14 protein-coding genes and 1 tRNA gene are annotated in these 17,370 nt (G+C 64.4%); 11 read left to right on the top strand and 4 right to left on the bottom strand.

Annotated features, from left to right (window positions below):
* The first annotated feature begins 117 nt into the window (after positions 1-117).
* The 3 genes from AC3CD9_RS12930 (at position 118) to AC3CD9_RS12920 (ending at position 3,059) form a co-directional block, all read left to right on the top strand.
* On the top strand, positions 118-663 hold the full coding sequence (locus AC3CD9_RS12930) for a CGNR zinc finger domain-containing protein (protein WP_488364249.1): 546 nt from the start codon (positions 118-120) through the stop codon (positions 661-663).
* 474 nt (positions 664-1,137) lie between these two features.
* Positions 1,138-1,581 carry a universal stress protein gene (locus tag AC3CD9_RS12925; RefSeq protein WP_488364247.1) on the top strand — a complete coding sequence of 148 codons (444 nt, stop codon included), beginning with the start codon at positions 1,138-1,140 and terminating at the stop codon, positions 1,579-1,581.
* A complete protein-coding gene (locus AC3CD9_RS12920) occupies positions 1,578-3,059 on the top strand; it encodes an alanine/glycine:cation symporter family protein (protein WP_488364246.1) in 1,482 nt (493 codons plus the stop codon). The genes AC3CD9_RS12925 and AC3CD9_RS12920 overlap by 4 nt, the downstream gene beginning before the upstream one ends.
* Before the next feature lie 70 nt (positions 3,060-3,129).
* On the opposite strand, the gene AC3CD9_RS12915 is transcribed toward AC3CD9_RS12920, so the two are convergent.
* On the bottom strand, positions 3,130-4,827 hold the full coding sequence (locus AC3CD9_RS12915; protein ID WP_488364245.1) for a PucR family transcriptional regulator: 1,698 nt from the start codon (positions 4,825-4,827) through the stop codon (positions 3,130-3,132).
* A gap of 113 nt (positions 4,828-4,940) precedes the next feature.
* Between AC3CD9_RS12915 and AC3CD9_RS12910 the strand changes: the two genes are divergently transcribed.
* The 5 genes from AC3CD9_RS12910 (at position 4,941) to AC3CD9_RS12890 (ending at position 11,048) form a co-directional block, all read left to right on the top strand.
* Positions 4,941-6,425, top strand: coding sequence for a CoA-acylating methylmalonate-semialdehyde dehydrogenase (locus AC3CD9_RS12910; protein WP_488364243.1), 1,485 nt, complete (start codon positions 4,941-4,943; stop codon positions 6,423-6,425).
* 78 nt (positions 6,426-6,503) lie between these two features.
* Complete coding sequence (locus tag AC3CD9_RS12905) at positions 6,504-7,919, top strand: aminotransferase class III-fold pyridoxal phosphate-dependent enzyme (protein WP_488364242.1); 1,416 nt, start codon at positions 6,504-6,506, stop codon at positions 7,917-7,919.
* Positions 7,920-8,263: 344 nt separating this feature from the next.
* A complete protein-coding gene (locus AC3CD9_RS12900; RefSeq protein ID WP_488364241.1) occupies positions 8,264-9,643 on the top strand; it encodes an inorganic phosphate transporter in 1,380 nt (459 codons plus the stop codon).
* A complete protein-coding gene (locus tag AC3CD9_RS12895; RefSeq protein ID WP_172171696.1) occupies positions 9,640-9,873 on the top strand; it encodes a hypothetical protein in 234 nt (77 codons plus the stop codon). The genes AC3CD9_RS12900 and AC3CD9_RS12895 overlap by 4 nt, the downstream gene beginning before the upstream one ends.
* A 512-nt stretch (positions 9,874-10,385) precedes the next feature.
* Positions 10,386-11,048: a hypothetical protein gene (locus tag AC3CD9_RS12890; RefSeq protein WP_488364239.1), complete on the top strand. Its 663-nt coding sequence runs from the start codon at positions 10,386-10,388 to the stop codon at positions 11,046-11,048.
* 211 nt (positions 11,049-11,259) lie between these two features.
* Here AC3CD9_RS12890 and AC3CD9_RS12885 read toward each other — a convergent pair whose 3' ends face one another.
* A complete protein-coding gene (locus AC3CD9_RS12885; RefSeq protein ID WP_488364238.1) occupies positions 11,260-13,092 on the bottom strand; it encodes a phosphoenolpyruvate carboxykinase (GTP) in 1,833 nt (610 codons plus the stop codon).
* 374 nt (positions 13,093-13,466) lie between these two features.
* Here AC3CD9_RS12885 and AC3CD9_RS12880 point away from each other — a divergent pair.
* The 3 genes from AC3CD9_RS12880 (at position 13,467) to AC3CD9_RS12870 (ending at position 15,230) form a co-directional block, all read left to right on the top strand.
* Positions 13,467-13,539 (top strand) — tRNA-Arg (locus AC3CD9_RS12880).
* 113 nt (positions 13,540-13,652) lie between these two features.
* Complete coding sequence (locus AC3CD9_RS12875) at positions 13,653-14,372, top strand: hypothetical protein (protein ID WP_488364236.1); 720 nt, start codon at positions 13,653-13,655, stop codon at positions 14,370-14,372.
* A 66-nt stretch (positions 14,373-14,438) separates the two neighbouring features.
* A complete protein-coding gene (locus tag AC3CD9_RS12870) occupies positions 14,439-15,230 on the top strand; it encodes a phosphotransferase (RefSeq protein ID WP_488364235.1) in 792 nt (263 codons plus the stop codon).
* A gap of 94 nt (positions 15,231-15,324) precedes the next feature.
* Here the strand turns inward: AC3CD9_RS12870 and AC3CD9_RS12865 are convergent, their stop codons facing one another.
* Both AC3CD9_RS12865 and AC3CD9_RS12860 read right to left on the bottom strand, forming a co-directional pair.
* Positions 15,325-15,684: a universal stress protein gene (locus tag AC3CD9_RS12865; RefSeq protein WP_488364234.1), complete on the bottom strand. Its 360-nt coding sequence runs from the start codon at positions 15,682-15,684 to the stop codon at positions 15,325-15,327.
* A 95-nt stretch (positions 15,685-15,779) separates the two neighbouring features.
* The gene (locus AC3CD9_RS12860) at positions 15,780-17,195 is read right to left on the bottom strand and encodes a sugar porter family MFS transporter (protein ID WP_488364233.1); all 1,416 of its coding nucleotides are present in this window, start codon (positions 17,193-17,195) and stop codon (positions 15,780-15,782) included.
* Positions 17,196-17,370: the final 175 nt, after the last annotated feature.

Genomic DNA, 17,370 nt, shown 5'->3' with positions numbered 1-17,370 from the left:
TGGTCTCCTTATCGTTCGTGTTGGCCTGTTCCACTCTCAGCGGCACTGCGAACTTCGGTCAAGGTCTACTGGGACGTTAGACTATGACAGGGAGCGATTTCGGCACAGTCTGGAGGAATGGTGCTCACGACGGATGCGAGGTTCAGTCTTCGAGCGATGGTGACGCTTGCCAACAGTGTCGGCCCGCCGGATCGGCTGGTCACGCAAGCGCAGCTGCAGGATTTCTATGAGGAGTTCGGATTCTCCGGTCCGCACGCGGGCAGTCCGGGAGAGCTCGACGCGGTGCGGGCGCTGCGTGGGCCAGTGCGCAGTCTCCTCACCGCAGACGTGAAGAATGGGGCGGCGATGGCGAATCGTTGGCTGCGCAATACGCGTGCGATTCCACAGCTGACGAAGCATGACGGGCAGGACTGGCATGTTCATGCCGTGCCGGTGCAGAGGTCGTTGACTGATCGGATTCGCACTGAAGCGGCAATGGCGATGTTCGACCTCATCCGTGGGGACGAGATGCATCGGATCTCTGTATGCGAGGCCGCTGGGTGTTCGAAACTGGTGCTTGATCTGACGAAGAACCAATCACGGAGATTCTGCAGCACGCAGTGTGCCAATCGAGTCAATCAGGTTCTCTCGCGAAATCGACGACGGGCTGGCGTGCAACGGTGAGTCGGCGAAGGCGGTGAGGTGGGCCACCGGTCACCTCCGCGCCGCCCGGGCATTGGATCGCCATCGCCGAATACGTTCAATTGTAGGACAATAGTAAATTGTTCCGGCATCGATCCCGGCCCGCCTGGACGCGCCCTGATCGAGCTCTCGATCGATCGACCGTTCGCGTCGGGTGGTGTCGCGAATGGCTGCTTGTGGCATTCGGACGCAGGGTATCTTCCCCCTTCTGCTGCCTGAAATATCGACGACCTGTTCAGATCCGACCGAGGCCGAGGCTCGAAGAGTGCAGTCCCTCGGTGTGGTCGAGTACGTGCTCGCTCTGTGGTGGCCGGGTGGATGCTGGGTGATTCCTCCGCATTGCAGATTCCTCTCGCCTTCAAATTGATTGTATGACAAACTGTCTACCGGTTCCTTGACCTGGACGTCGGCAGCACTTGCCGTCGTCAGTGTTCGACGAAGAGACAGGGAGTGAACATGGAATCGATACTGGTCGGAGTCGACCACAGTCAGGACTCGGTCCGCGCGGCTCGATTCGCCATCGAGCGTGCGGCACTGACCGGAGGCCGAGTCGCCATCGCACACGTCGTCTACTGGTCGAAGTTCGCGTTTCCGACCACTGTCGAGAACGAAGCGCGTCCCGGACAGGTCGTCCTCGAGCGGGAGCGCGCGAAAGCGGAGACACTCGACCCGATCGCCGAATGGGCCGAGGTCGAAGGGCACCTGAACAAGATCGAACTCGTGTCCAAAGTCCTGCACGGGCGACCGTCAGAGGTGCTGACCGATCTGGCCGACAGCGGTGACTATGACATGCTCGTCGTCGCCCGCACCGGAGAGTCCCATCTGCGAAACGCGATCTTCGGCTCCACCGTTGACCGTCTCGTCCGCCACGCACCTGTGCCGGTGGTGGTGGTCCCGTGATACAGGCCTCCAGTGTTCCTCCCGCGGGGATCGATGCGTTCCTCGAGCAGTATTTCCGACCCTTCGCCGAGGCGGTCGAGTCGGTCGTGTTCTTCCCGCTGCCGCTCTTCGGCACCGAAGTCCCGATCATCGTGCTCTGGCTCGTGGCGCTCGGAGTGTTCTTCACGCTGTGGCTGAAGTTCCTCAACGTCCGCGGGATGAAGCACGCCATCGACCTCGTCCGCGGGCGCTACACCACGGCCGATGCGGTCGGCGAAGTCAGTCATTTCCAGGCCCTGGCCACCGCGCTGTCCTCGACAGTGGGCTTGGGCAACATTGCCGGTGTGGCCGTCGCGATCAGTATCGGCGGACCAGGCGCGGCCTTCTGGCTCATCGTCGCAGGATTCTTCGCGATGTCGACGAAGATGGCCGAGTGCTTCCTCGCGGTCAAATACCGCCGCGTCCACGCCGATGGAACCACCTCGGGCGGGCCGATGTACTACCTCCGGGACGGCCTTGCCGAGCTCGGCAAGGCCCGGCTGGGCAAGATCCTCGCCGCACTCTGGGCGTTCTTCATGATGATTGCAGCTCTGGGCACCAATGCCTTCCAGACGAACCAGGCCGTCGCCCAGCTCGTCGAGGTCTCCGGCACCGGAACCTTCGGCACATGGCTGTCGGACAACCGCTGGCTGCTCGGGGTCATCCTGGCCCTCATCACCGGACTCGTCATCATCGGCGGTATCCAGTCCCTGGCCAAGGTCACCGGAGTCCTCGTCCCAGCGATGGCTGTCCTGTACATCGTCGGCTGCCTCGTCGTCCTCGCCGTGAACTTCACTGCGATCCCACAGGCGATCGGCGAGATCCTAGCCGGCGCCTTCAACCCGCAAGGTGTTGCCGGAGGAGTCATCGGATCGCTCATCGTCGGCTTCCAGCGGGCGGCGTACTCGAATTCGGCAGGCGTGGGCGATGCTCCCATCGCGCACTCGACCGTACGGACGAACCGTCCGCAGACCGAAGGCTTCGTCGCCTCGCTCGAGCCCTTCGTCGATACCGTGATCGTGTGCACGATGACTTCGCTCGTCGTCGTCATCACCGGAGTCTGGAAGACGGCCGACCCGGATACCGTCAGCGGCGTCACCCTGACTTCGCAGTCCTTTGCGACAGTCGCCGATTGGTTCCCTTATGTGCTCGCCGTGGCCGTCGTCCTCTTCGCCTTCTCCACGGTGCTGAGCAACACTTTCTACGGAATGAAAGGATTCGGCTACCTCTTCGGCGATCGCAAGTCCGCGGAGAACGTCTACAAGATCGTCTTCCTCTGCTTCACCGTCATCGGAGCATCGGTGTCGCTGGGCCCGGTCATCGTCTTCACCGATTCGGTGTTCTTCCTGCCGGCGATCTGCAACGGCATCGGCCTCTACCTCCTCGCGAAGGTCATTCGCGGAGACTTTGACGACTACTGGCAGAAGCTGCACGCCGGTGATTTCGAACGAGTGGCCTGAGGCGCCTGCTCTGTCCCGAACGGCACACGACCCCGCTGGCGGGATTCGCCGACTCCGTCGAGTACGGTCCTCAGCCGTACATCCGCCACCACAGCAGCGCCACGTGCAGTGCCGTGCGTGACTCCGCATCGTCGAGTGAGACGCCGAGGCGGTCCTGCAGACGATTGATCCGTGCGTAGAGCGCGGGTCGGGACAGGTGCCCGGCCCGCGCCATCGCGGACTTGTTGCCGCCATGGGAGAGGTAGAGCTCAAGGAAGTCGAGCAGTCCGTCGTCTGCGGAGTCCGCGGTCGACGGCAGAACGCCGTCCCGACGCCTGTCTTCGCCGAGCAGCGGCCCCAGCTCTCCCTCGGCGAAGGCACGCAGCCGGGAGTCCTCGGCCAGCAGAGACAGCAGCCCGCGGATGCGCACGTCCGAGGAGCGGTAGAACGCACGCTCACGCACATCGAGCGTCGACGCGACCTCGGCGACGTGAGAAGCGGCTTCGAAACCGGCGACAGCGCGCAGCAGAGAAGTGCTGCCACGGCCGACCCCGACCACCCAGCTCGCAGCAAGCCCATCGAGCTCGGCGAGCAGACGGGTGAGCCGTTCATCGGCTTCCTCCGCACCGCGCAGACTCGGCTGCGATCGTCGGTTTCTCCCGTGACCGGGCCCCACAACGAACCCGAACACGCCTGACTGCAGGCTCGTCATGAGCAGACACAGATTGAGGCGTGAGGCGGCAGAGGCGATCTCCTGCGTCAGGCCGCGCTCCTGCAGCTGCACCCGAGTCGGATCGGTGTCGGCCTCACGATCGATGCGGACGACCACTGGGGTGAGCTCGGCTCCTTCCGCAGGAGTGAATCCCAGAGAGCGGGCGCGCTCCCTTGCCGAACGCTCGTCGATGCCCTCTGAGTCCGTGATCTCTCGGATCAGGCCGCTTTGGGCCTGCAGCAGCAGATCCTGCTCATCGCGATCGGCCATTCGAGTCAGCGTCAGGGCTTCACCCGCACGTTCGATGACCTGCTCGAGATCGGCGACGGACTCGGCGGCGCCGGGTACGACGAGCCGACCCCACCGGCGAGAACGCAGCCCCACCGGCGTCTGCCGCCACTGCGACGGCGCGTGACCGCCGGGTGTCGTACTCGCACCGCTGACGAGATCGACCCACTTCTGCGCGAGAGCCCGCGAACCACGGCCGGAATGAGCGAGAACCCGATGGGACACATCCTCGAGGACCACCGCAGTGCCCAACAGCTCGGCCGTACGATCGACGATCGTCTGCGCCACGGCCCGATCGAGGCTCAGCTGCGTGTACGTCTCGTGGATCTCCCGGGCATGCTCGAGCCGCGATATCTGCTGTGCGAGAAGGCTGCGGTGTGCGAGCTCGGTGATCCTGACGAACTTCACCCGACGCGGCAGGACGATGACAGGCAGTCCCCTCGCCGAGGCGGCCGCGGCCGCGATCTCGCGTGCCTGCTCATCGTGTGTCGAGTTCTCATCGACGAGTTCGATGATCGTCCCAGCGGCACCTGCGCGCTCGAGCTGGTCGAGGAACTCCGTCATCGCCTCAGGCGAATGGCGGAAGGCCGTGGCGGTGGTCAACACGAGTTCACCACCCTCGAGGAAGCGCTCGACATGCTCGGAATCGGCGATGTGGACCCAGCGGATCGCCCGGTCGAGGCCTGCCTCGCCGGCAAGTACCGCAGGCTCTGCAGCCTTGATCTCCTCGAACTCGAGCAGACCGGCGATGCTCAGCGATGCCCCGCTCGACTCCCGTGCAGTGTCCATTGACACAGTGTAAAGCCGAGGGTGAAGATTCTGACACTCTGACACTTCCGAGATCGGCAAAGCGGACAGAGGATGGACTCAACCGACGAACCGACGACGCAGAAGGACCCTTCATGCCAACGCTCTCCCATTGGATCAACGGACGGACCGTCACCGCGGACACCGACACCCGCCTCGGCGATATCACGAACCCGGCCACCGGAGTGGTCAGCGGCCAGGTGGCCCTGGGGTCGAAGGCCACCGTGGAATCGGCGATCGCCGCGGCCTCCGCCGCGTTCCCCGCCTGGCGCGACACGTCCCTGGCCAAGCGGACCGCTGTCCTCTTCAACTTCCGCGAACTGCTCAACTCTCGGAAGCAGGAACTGGCCGAGATCATCACCGCCGAACACGGCAAGGTCGTCTCCGACGCCCTCGGCGAGGTCGCCCGCGGCCAGGAGGTCGTCGAATTCGCGTGCGGCATCGCCGGCCACCTGCGCGGCGGTCATACGGAGAACGCCTCGACGAACATCGACGTCCACTCCCTGCGCCAGCCGATCGGCGTTTCCGCGATCATCTCTCCCTTCAACTTCCCGGCCATGGTCCCGATGTGGTTCTTCCCCGTGGCCATCGCGACCGGAAACACCGTCGTGCTCAAGCCCTCGGAGAAGGATCCGTCGGCCGCGAACTGGCTCGCCGAGCTGTGGAAGGAAGCCGGGCTGCCCGATGGCGTGTTCAACGTCGTCCACGGTGACAAGGAAGCCGTCGACACAATCCTCGAGAGCCCCGAGGTCGCCTCGGTGTCGTTCGTCGGGTCGACCCCGATCGCAAAATACGTCTACGAGAACGGCACCGCCGCCGGCAAACGCGTCCAGGCGCTCGGTGGAGCGAAGAACCATATGCTCGTCCTGCCCGATGCGGACCTCGACCTCGCCGCCGACGCCGCCGTCAACGCCGGCTACGGCGCCGCAGGTGAACGCTGCATGGCGATCTCCGTGGTCGTCGCTGTCGACTCCATCGCCGATGACCTGGTCGCGAAGATCGCCGAGCGCACCCGCACCCTGCGCGTGGGTGACGGGGCGACCGAGCCCGATATGGGACCGCTGGTCACCGCCGCCCACCGCGACAAGGTTGCCGGCTACATCGATGCCGGCGCCGAGGCGGGAGCCACCGTCGTCCTCGACGGCCGCGAGAACACCCCGGCCGAGGGATTCTTCCTCAACCCGACCCTCTTCGATGACGTCACCCCCGACATGTCGATCTACACCGATGAGATCTTCGGACCCGTCCTCGCCGTCGTCCGCGTCCCCGGCTACGACGAAGGCATCGACCTCATCAACTCCAACCCCTACGGCAACGGCACCGCGATCTTCACCAACGACGGCGGTGCTGCCCGCCGATACGAGAACGAGGTCGAGGTCGGCATGGTCGGCATCAACGTCCCGATCCCCGTTCCCGTGGGCTACTACTCCTTCGGCGGGTGGAAGAACTCGCTGTTCGGCGACACCCACGCCTACGGCGACGAAGGCGTCCACTTCTTCACCCGCGGGAAGGTCGTGACCTCACGCTGGCTCGATCCCAGCCACGGCGGACTCAACCTCGGCTTCCCCACCAACGACTGAACACACCACCACGGACGTCCGCCCCGACCAGGGGCGGACGTTCTCTCAACGACGAACCACCTCGGCGAAGGAGCAGAAATGACCACCACCGCAGATTCCCAGCTCACCGAATCGCACCTCGACGCTGATCGCTCGGGCGCTGATCGGATCGATGCGCAGCAGATCGAGGCCGGGCGACGTGCCCACGAATTCGACCGTGCGCACGTCTTCCACTCCTGGCAGGCTCAGGGGCCGTTCCAGCCGATGACGATCGTCGACGCCGAAGGTCCCTACGTCTGGGACGGTGAGGGCCGAAAGCTGCTCGACATGTCTTCGCAGCTGGTCAACACGAATATCGGCCATCAACACCCGGCCGTCGTTGCGGCCATCCAGGAGCAGGCCGGCCGCCTGTGCACGATCGCGCCGCAGCACGTCAACGACGCCCGCTCCGAGGCGGCCCGACTCATCACCGAACGCACCCCGGGCGACCTCGACCACGTGTTCTTCACGAACGGGGGAGCGGATGCGAACGAGCACGCGATCCGGATGGCCCGTCTGCACACCGGTCGGACGAAGGTGCTCTCGGCCTACCGCAGCTACCACGGCGGCACGCAGCTGGCCGTCAACGTCACCGGCGACCCGCGCAGGTTCGCCAACGACTATTCCGCTGAGGGCATCGTCCACTTCATGCCCGCCTACCCCTACCGGTCGTACTTCAACTCACCGTCCGAGGCCGAGGAGACGCAGCGGGCGCTGGCCCACCTCGAGGACATGATCACCCTCGAGGGGCCCGGCAACATCGCGGCCCTCATCCTCGAAACCGTTCCGGGCACCGCGGGGATCTACGCCCCGCCGGCCGGCTACCTCGCAGGCGTGCGCGAGCTGACGGCGAAGTACGGGATCGTCTTCATCGCCGACGAGGTGATGGCCGGGTTCGGCCGCACCGGTCGCTGGTTCGCCGTCGACCACTGGGACGTCACCCCGGACCTCATCACCTTCGCCAAAGGCGTGAACTCCGGATACGTCCCGCTCGGCGGAGTCGCGATCTCGGACGCGATCTTCGAGACCTTCCGCGATCGGGCCTACCCGGGCGGACTGACCTACTCGGGACATCCGCTCGCCTGCGCGGCAGCGGTCGCGACGATCACCGCGATGGAGGATGAGGGGATGATCGCCAATGCGGACCGCCTCGGCGAGGACATCATCGGTCCGGCTCTGCAGGACATGGCGCAGCGTCACCCCTCGGTTGGTGATGTCCGGGGTCTCGGCTGCTTCTGGGCCGTCGAGCTCGTGAAGGACCGGACGACGAAGGAGCCGCTGGCGGCCTACGGTGTCAGCTCACCGGAGATGAACAAGGTCATCGCAGCGCTCAAGGCCGACGGCGTGCTGCCGTTCGCGAACTTCAACCGCATCCACGTCGTGCCGCCGCTGAACACCCCGGATGAGGACGTCAGGTTCGGACTCGCCGCCCTGGATCGGGCACTCGACGTCGCGGATCGGTACGTCACGGAGTAGATTCGTCCCGCGTGAAGGAGGAGTCGCCTCGGCGATGTCCCGCCGCGGTTTCCGCGGGTGGGTCGGCCACGGTTTCCGCGGATGACTGCGTGAGGCGAGGAGCCGCCTCGGCGAGGGACTGCTGTTTTCGGGCCCCGTTCGGAATGTGAGTGCTATTGCACTCTCAGCCGGGCGGGGCCCGTTTGCGCACGTCAAAAGTGAACAAAAGGTGAACGAGGTGGAGTAGGGTCGAATTGCGGGTGAAGAGCGGTTGAATCTGTGGGTAGACTTCTGCGGGATAGTGATGGCTGGCCGTCAGCTGCATCATCCACGGTCCGAATAGTGTCTACACCCAAGGTCGATTAGTGGAAATCATCTTCGTCGTCGTGCTCGTCATCGCACTGGCACTGTTCTTCGACTTCACCAATGGCTTTCACGATACGGCCAATGCCATGGCCACACCGATCGCAACCGGGGCCATCAAACCGAAGACGGCAGTCACGCTTGCCGCGATCCTCAACCTCGTCGGTGCCTTCCTCTCCACCGAGGTGGCCAAGACCATCTCTGGCGGCATCATCAAGGAAGGCGGCGGGGGAGTCCAGATCACTCCCGACTTCATCCTCGCCGGCCTCATCGGAGCCATCATCTGGAACATGGCGACATGGCGCTTCGGCCTGCCATCATCCTCATCCCACGCACTCTTCGGCGGCCTCATCGGTGCGGCCATCGTCGGTGCCGGACTCAACTCCGTCGACTACGGAGTGTTCCTGTCCAAGGTCGTCATCCCGGCTCTGGCCGCCCCGCTCATCGCCGGGTTCAGCGCCTATCTGTGCACGAAGATCGCCTACGCGATCACTCGCCGCAACGAGGAGGGAAAGACCGCTCGCCGAGCACCGTTCAAGTACGGGCAGATCTTCTCGTCCTCGCTGGTGGCGCTCGCGCATGGAACGAACGATGCGCAGAAGACGATGGGCGTCATCACCCTCGTGCTCGTCTCCGCCAACCTGCAGGAGCACGGCACCGGCCCCCATATCTGGGTGATCACCGCATGTGCTCTGGCGATCGCGCTGGGCACCTATGTCGGCGGATGGCGCATCATCGACACCCTCGGCACGAAGCTGACGACGGTCAAGCCCGCTCAGGGACTGTCGGCCGAGACGTCGACGGCGGCCGCCATCCTCGCCTCTTCCCACCTCGGCTTCGCTCTGTCGACGACGCAGGTCGCCTCCGGTTCCGTGCTCGGTTCGGGGCTGGGTCGCAAGGGCGCTGACGTCCAGTGGTCGACGGCCGGTCGGATCGCCTCCGGTTGGCTGCTGACGATTCCGGCCGCCGCGATCGTCGGTGGCATCGCCGCCGGCATCGCTCACCTGGGAACGGTCGGCGTCGTCGTCGACACAGTCATCGCCGTGGTCGTGGTGCTGTGGATCTACGTCAGCTCCCGCCGGGTCGAGGAGACGGATATCTCGAACTTCGACACCGTCGGCGAAGCCGTCAACATCCGCGGCCGCAAGCGCAAGCTGCGCAAGGACCGCAACCGCAAGCGTGCTCAGGAGAAGAGAGAAGCTCGCTACGAGGCCTGGGCGGAGAAGCAGGCGGCGAAGGAGAAACGCCGTGCTCACCGCGGTGCGAAGAAGAACGGGGCGGTTCCCGCCGAGGCTGCGAAGACGAGTTCATCGTCGACCGGATCTGCTTCCGGAGCCGATGCCGGCCGGGCAGATGCGAGCGATAAGGGAGACGCGAAATGATCGAGTGGAGTTCGTTCGCCATCGTTGCGGCCGCGACATGGGTCTCGGCCATCATCGTCATCACGCTGTTCTCCGTCGGAGTGCGGATGCGCGCCGCGCACCTCGACCGTGTCGAGGAGGGCCGCAGCAGCTCGGCTCTGCCGGTCGGCTACTGGGCGGTCTTCGGAATCTGCGGGGCAGTCGTGCTGCTCGGCGTCTACCTCATCGTCCCGGCCCTCCACGGCGCCTGACACTTCGAGTGCCGACCGCCTGTCGCCTCCGACGGCGCTTGACACCTCGGGCGGCGCTTGACGCTTCCGACGGCGCCTGACGCCTCCGTGCAGGCCACGTGTCGTTTCTGGAGTGCTCGCTTGAGCTCTCTGGGTGCTCACCGCGTGACGGCTCGGGCGGCGATCGCTTGCCGTCGGCAGCTGCTTTTGGGCGACCATCACTCACCGGTAGCGTCACGTACAACCTCTAGAGCACCATCCCTCGCCCTTAGTTGCTGTGCCTACAGCTGCAACGGTGCAACGTGCCGCTGCGACGGCGTTTTGCTCCCACCGGTGCCTAGCGACAGCAGCGGCGAGGGATGCTCGGGGGTATATGCACGGAACATTCCTGCGTCACGAGAGGAAGCGCCACTGCCAGGTGGTTATGCCGCTGACGGTGCGGGGTACCCCGGCGTTGGAAACGGGGGCGGCTCAGTGAATGCAGCTGCGGGTGGCTTTCCTGAGCCTCTGGCGCCTCGGCTTAGACTCGACATGTGAGCACTCGACCGCACAATCCGCGACATACCGCCGATCTGCAGAAGGAGATCGCCAAAGCCGATCGCCGGCGGATCGAACAATGGCATGCAACGATGCGGCGCGATGGACGCGTCGTGCTGCGGACGAACCTGTTCAAGACTTTCGCGGTTGCACTCGTCAGCTGGCTATTCGTCGGAGCGATCATCCTCACGTTCACCGTCACCCCCGCCTCGACCTGGAACCCGATGTCCCCTGGCTTCGGCGGGTGGCCGGCCTTCTTCCTCCTTGTGGTCTTCGCTGTCGGCTTGGTGCTCTTCGGCGCTGGCGCAGTGTTGTGGACGTTCGTCTTTCCCCTTTTGCGACCACAGTTGGTCATCTCGCGGTGGGGCGTGGAGTCCTCACGGTGGAGACCGGGCGGACGCCTCAGTCAGTTCGCAACGCCGTGGTCAGGCGTCGTCGACATCGGGGGAGAGTTCGAGTGGAGGAAATACCCGCTACCTGACGCCCTGTTCGTGACGATCACCGCCCGCGGCGCGACCGCTCATCAGAACGCACCGATCGGCAAGCCGAGGAAGCTTGAGAAGGTCACCTATCGCGTATTAAGGGAGCTCAAAGCGAAACCGCGTGATGTCTTGGTATTTCTCCGTGAGGTTCACGGGGCGCAGGCGGCGCATTACTGAGTCTGCGCGGCTTCGGCCCTATAGCCCGGAGGCACTGACGGATCAGCGGTGGGCCCAAACGGTCGAACGCGCACCCTCAACGAAATACGACAATCCCCCAACCACCTCGGCGGCGGTTGGGGGATTGTCGATGAACGGACGGCTCAGACTGTCAGCGGTGAAGCCAAACGACTCAGACTCGCCACACAGTTAAGCAACTCAGCCAAACGGCTCAGGCGAGGCCGAGGCGCTGGCGGAGGTTGTCGACCTCGGCGCGGAGTTCGGCCGGGACCGAATCGCCGAGCTCGGCGTACCATTCCTCGATGAGGCCGAGTTCGGTCTCCCACTCTTCGGGCTTGATGGCGAGAGCCTTGCGCAGCTGCTCGTCGGTGAAGTCGAGGCCCTCGGTGTCCAGGCCGCCTTCGACTGGGGTGAGGCCGAGCGGGGATTCCTGAGCATCGGCGGTGCCGGTGACGCGCTCGAAGACCCACTTGAGAACGCGCGAGTTCTCGGAGAATCCGGGCCACAGGAACGAGTTGTCGTCGTCGCGGCGGAACCAGTTGACGTAGAAGATCTTCGGCAGCTGGGCACCCTCGGTGTTGCCGATGTCGATCCAGTGCTGCAGGTAGTCATCGACGTTGTAGCCGATGAAGGGACGCATCGCCATGGGATCGCGGCGGACGACGCCGACGGCACCGGTGGCAGCTGCGGTGGTCTCCGAGGAGAGCACCGAGCCCATGAACACTCCGTGGGTCCAGTCCTTGGTCTCGGTCACGAGCGGCATCGTGGTCTTGCGGCGACCGCCGAAGAGGATGGCCGAGATCGGCACACCGTTCGGGTTGGTCCACTCGGGAGCCAGGGTCGGCACGTTCGCGATCGGGGTGCAGAAGCGCGAGTTCGGGTGAGCGGCCGGGGTGTCGGACTCGGGGGTCCAGTCGTTGCCCCTCCAGTCGGTGAGGTGGGCAGGTGCCTCGTCGGTCTTGCCTTCCCACCACACGTCACCGTCGTCGGTCAGCGCGACGTTGGTGAAGATGTTGCCGCCTGCCTCGATGGCGCGCATCGCGGTGGGGTTCGTGGTGTAACCGGTGCCCGGGGCGACTCCGAAGAGTCCGAATTCGGGGTTGACGGCGTAGAGCTGGCCGTCTTCGCCGAAGCGCATCCATGCGATGTCGTCACCGAGGGTCTCGGCCTTCCAGCCGGGGATGGTCGGTTCGATCATGGCGAGGTTCGTCTTGCCGCAGGCCGAGGGGAATGCGGCGGCGACGTACTTGACGACTCCTTCGGGGTTCGTCAGCTTGAGGATGAGCATGTGCTCGGCCAGCCAGCCTTCGTCGCGGGCGATTGCGGAGGCGATGCGCAGCGCGTAGCACTTTTTGCCCAGCAGCGCGTTGCCGCCGTAGCCGGAACCAAAGGACCAGATGGCGCGATCCTCGGGGAAGTGGGTGATGTACTTGGTGGTGTTGCAGGGCCAGGCGACGTCTTCCTGTCCCTCTTCCAGCGGAGCGCCGACGGAGTGGACGCACTCGACGAACTTCGCGTCCTGGGCATCGATCGCATCGAGGGCGTACTTGCCCGAGCGAGCCATGACGAGCATGGAGAGGACGACGTAGGCCGAATCGGTGACCTCGATGCCGAACATCGGCTGGTCCGCCTCGGCGTGGCCCATGACGAAGGGGATGACGTACATGGTGCGTCCGCGCATCGCGCCCTCGAACAGACCGTTGAGCGTCTCCTTCATCTCCGCGGGAGCGACCCAGTTGTTGAGCGGACCGGCATCCTTCTCGTCTTCGGAGCAGATGTAGGTCCGGCCCTCGACGCGGGCGACGTCCTCGGGGTCGGAGGCCGCGTAGTAGGAGTCCTTGGTGCCGTTGACGCGCTGGATGGTGCCGGCTTCGACGAGCTTCTCAGCGATCTCGTTCTTCTGTGCTTCGGAACCATCGATCCAGACGATGTCGTCCGGGGTGGTCAGGGCGGCGACCCGGCTGACGAACGAGAGCACTGACTTGTTCTCGGTCGGTGCGTTCTTCAGCTGGTCAGCGACGACATCATGGTCGAGGACAGTCATGAGTGGTCTCCTGGTCAATCGGGTGTGGGGTTTCGTCTCCGGCGGCTGGCGTCCGTCGAGCGGTTGGTACATATCCACCGTAGGATGGGAGCGGAAGCGAAAAACGCGCGTTTCGGTCACTCGAAGATGTGCATTGGATCACAGCCAGAGGGTCATTGACGTAAAAGCAGCAATCGGATGACGTATCGTTTCAAGTGATTGACGGTTTGTTTCGGCGATGATCGACGGCTGAAATCTGCGATTTCATCCCCTCTCGCCGAGGTGGCTCTGACCGTGAGTGCGAATGTGGCGAAGCGCACGTGGGTGCGATTTGAGCTTCAGTGAAACTGGTGTGTATAGTTGTTCGAGTTGCAGGGCGTGAGTCCGAGCGACATGCGCCACTAGCTCAACGGATAGAGCATCTGACTACGGATCAGAAGGTTGGGGGTTCGAATCCCTCGTGGCGCACAGAAGGAGAGTCCCTCACCTGGCAGGATTGCTGGTGAGGGACTTTTTCGTGTGCCTGGAGTCAGGCTGATCCGGGCGTCGATCCGAAGGTTGGGGGTCTGTTGGGTGCTGAGATGCGGAAAGCCCGTCGCCATCGTGAAGAACTCGGTGAGGTCATCGAGGTGTTCGCCGACCGCCCAGGGCCGAAGACGGTGTCGGGGTTCGTCCTCGGGTGGATGCTCTTCACAGCTCTGACATTCATCAACCCCGGGGAGACGCCGCTGCTGGCGATTGCTCCGGGCGTCATCTTCGCGGTGATGTTCGGTCTGATCCTTCTCTATCTCTCGGGTGAGCGGCTCATCGTCTGCGAACGAGGGATCCTTGTCGGCTCCATCGCCCCGGGGATTCGTCCCTACGCCATTCCCTATCAGCAGATCACGCCCGGCAGCATCGCCGGGGTCGCCGGTGCGAACAGATATCTCAAAGAGATCGGACTCCAGGGACAGATCGCTCAGTCGACTCTGCGAGCGTCGTGGTGGACGAAGAACGGTGTCCACTTCGTCGCCTGCTCGGCCGAGGACGCCAGGCGCGGACGCAGACGTTTCACACTGGCCCTCGACCCGATTCCACGGTCGATCGACGGCCGCTGGATCTGGTTCTCAGGGACCGGTCGGCAGTCCGCGAGGTCGGCGGTCGAGGCGATCGCTCGGGCCGCCTCGGCGGCGGGGTATCCGCAACTGGCCAAGGCCGCGCTCGATCGCGGAGTCGTCGAGCTGACCGGCAACCCCGAGGACGCGGCACGACAACTGCCCGGCCACCCTCCGGTCGGCAGGGGTGGAGACAGAGGGCGGTAGGCTGTCTGCCGATTGAACGATGAGGACAGCGAACGTGACGAACGTCGGAGTGGTGGTGGAGGAATGATGATCCGTCCAGCCAGCACTGTCCCCGCTGACTATGTGATCCCCGAGGACGTCCTCGAGCTGACCGAGTCCGACCCTACTCCGGTGTGGCTCAACCAGACGGGTGGGCTGACTGTGCGTTTCGAGACCGTCCACCGCACCAGGTACCTCAAACGCAACCTGCTGCCGAGCACCGAGGATCTTGCACTGGAAGCGGAGAAGCTGCGATGGCTTCACTGCCGACATCCGGTGCCGACGGTCGTCGAGCACATGCGTCGGAACTTCGATGGCAGGACCGTCGAATACCTCATCACCGAAGCGCTGTCCGGCACGAATGCCGTCCACCCGCGCAACAGCGCCGAGGCGAACCGGACCATCGTGGCGATCGCCCACGGTCTGCGTGCCCTGCACAGCCTTCCCATCGACGAATGCCCGTGGACGTGGTCGATCGAGGATCGACTACAGACCATCGACGCCGAGGCTGCTGCGACGGGACTAGCGACCTCGGCTTCCGAGTTCGGCCCAGTCGCGGCCGGCGAGCTCGGCCTCGCCCCGGACATCGATCGCCTCGTCGTGTGCCATGGGGACCCTTGCGCACCGAACACCCTGCTCAACGAGGACGGGAGCTTCCTCGCCAACGTCGACATGCAGAGATTGGGAGTCGCTGACCGCTGGGCCGACCTGGCAGTCGCCACGATGTCGTTCAACTGGAACTACGTCGACTACGACGAATCCCTGTTCTGGGAAACGTACGGAGTCGAACCTGACGCTGAGCGGATCCGGTACTACCGGGCACTGTGGAACGCGGAGTAGCGGTTTGCCGCGTCGCCCTTGAAGGACATGCCTGCCCGACTGATCAGCGTCCTGAGATGTGGGGCGAGGAAGCAGGGCAGGCCGGACGGTGGTCTCAGCCTTTGACGGCGAGGACCGGGACCGGAGAGTCGAGGAGCAGCCTCTGGCTGATCGATCCGATGAGCATCTTGCCGACCCGGGACCGGCGTCGCATTCCGATGACGAGCCGGTCGACGTCCGAACGGTCGTCGAGTTCGTCGAGGACCGCTTCGGCGGGATCACGATCGCCGCGGCCCTTGCGGGCGACGACGGTATAGCTGATTCCGCTGTCCTCGAGCGCGGACGTGTCGAAGTCTGCTGCGATGCCGAGGGGGACGATGACGAGGTCGGTGTCGAAGAGTTTCGCTTCGGCGATGGCGGCTGCGACGGCCGCCGCGCCTTCTGCGCGGTCAGTGACGGCGACGAGGATCGACATGATGGACTCCTTCATTGGAGAGGGTGGGCGATGGGATTGCTGCGGTCGTCGGGCAGAGCAGCGCCGGAAGCGGGGTGCAGAACAGGCTTCTCACGTCACTCACCGTACTTCGTGCGGAACTCGGCTTCGAGGTCCTCAAGGGTCTTGTTGCGTGTCTCGGGAACGAAGCAGTAGATGAAGATGAGCGCGAGCACTCCGAGCCCGGCGAAGAGGAAGAATGTGTTCGCGATACCCAACCCGCTGACCACGCTCGGAAAGAACTGTGCGACTGCGGCATTAGCCAGCCACAGGGCGAAGACGCAGATGCCCATGGCGAACGAGCGTATCTTCAGCGGGAAGATCTCGGCGAGCATGAGCCATACCAACGGTCCGAGCGTTCCCTGCATCGAGAAGACGAAGAGCACAACGAAGACGAGGATCGCATATGCCTTGAAGGTTCCCTCGGGCAGGAACACTGCGGAGAGGCCGATGAGCAGATGGAAGGAGCTTGTGAGCGTGAATCCGCCGAGGAGCATGAACCGGCGCGGCAGCTTGTTGATGAGCAAGATGCCGACCGTCACGCCGAGGACGGAGAACAGTCCGTTGAAGGTGTTCGCGATGATTGCGGATTCGGCGGAGAATCCGGCATCGGTGAGCAGTTGGGTGCCGTAGTACATCACCGAGTTGATTCCGGTCAGCTGCTGCGCGACGCCGAGACCGACACCGATGAGGACGAGTCGCAGCACCCACTTCGAGGCGAGATCGGTTACGCCGCCGGTCTTGGCGACTTCCTCCTGTTCGGCGAGGATCTCCACTTCGCGCATCTCCGCCTCGGCGCGTTCCTGCGAACGCACCTGTTTGAGCACGCCGAGGGCCTGCTCTTCGCGCTTCTTCGAGATCAGCCAGCGTGGGCTCTCCGGGAGGAAGAGCATGCCGATGAGCAGTGCGATGGCGGGCAGCACCGCGACGGAGAGCATATAGCGCCACACACCCTCGTGCTCGCCCCAGATGTTGAAGATGACGGCGTTGATGACGAAGGCCGCGAACTGTCCGACGACGATCATCACCTCGTTTCGGGTGACGAGAGATCCGCGCTTTTCGAAGGGGGCGAGTTCGGCGAGGTAGACGGGCACCGTCGTCGAGGCGGCTCCGACAGCCAGACCGAGGACGAAGCGTGCTCCGGCAAGGAACTGCCAGTTCGGTGACAGGGCGCAGGCCAGGGTGCCGACAATGAAGAAGCAGGCCAGCAGCAGGATATTCGAACGTCGGCCGAACGCATCCGAGAGGCGTCCGCCGATGACGGCGCCGAAGGCCGCTCCGATCGTGAGGAAGCTGACGACGAGTCCCTCCGTCCGCGGCGTCAGGCCGAAGTCGTGGGTGAGCGGCTCGAGCGCGCCGTTGACGACACCGGTGTCGTATCCGAACAGCAGGCCGCCGAACGTGGCGACGACGGCGATGATGCCCAGACGTGAGGTGTGCGGGCCTTTGGTGTCCGGTGGCAGATCCACCAGGGATTTGGGTTGACTGCTCATGGTTCACTCTCCTTTGAATGACTGATCGCCTCGGGGACGGGTTGATGCGATGTCTGATCGCGTCGGTGCCCGCTCGTCTCGATGGTTGATCGTCGAACTGTCCGAGGGCGCGTGAGCGCCGCGGTCCTCGTCGGTTGTCCTCCCCGGGGATTCGGGGCTGGTCTGGTGCGAAGAA

The sequence above is a fragment of the Brevibacterium sp. MGP-B1 genome (assembly GCF_057766545.1).
The sequence above is the reverse complement of the archived record's forward strand: the minus strand, read 5'-3'. Positions and strand labels throughout refer to the sequence as shown.